Here is a 269-nt window from a genome sequence, read left to right on the forward strand (position 1 = left end):
ATTGTGCGTAGGATAAATCCCAATTGTAGATACAAGGTAATTCCCCTTCTACTAATTGAATACCCGAAACCATACAAGATTGTTCGTATGCAACTTGTCCGTAAGCGAAAATATCAAAGAAAATATATCCGTTACTCATGTTGTAATCCTGTGGAACCGTGAAGGTAACAGTGTATCTAACAATCTTTCCATCTGCTATTTTAGGAGCTGAGAATTTTTTCTCAAATATTTGTTTATCCACTGGCTTGTCGCCTTGCCATGTTCCGAAC

The 269-nt window shown here is 37.5% G+C and carries 1 protein-coding gene; it reads right to left on the reverse strand.

Translation table 11 applies throughout. The annotated features are described in order from the left end of the window. On the reverse strand, positions 1-241 hold a 241-nt coding region (locus ACQGSG_RS29405), incomplete at its 3' end, for a hypothetical protein (protein WP_426948805.1). Between the last annotated feature and the right edge of the window lie 28 nt (positions 242-269).

Source organism: Bacillus sp. GMa5/1, from assembly GCF_050172015.1.
In the GTDB taxonomy this organism is placed as follows: Bacteria; Bacillota; Bacilli; order Bacillales; family Bacillaceae_G; genus Bacillus_A; species Bacillus_A cereus.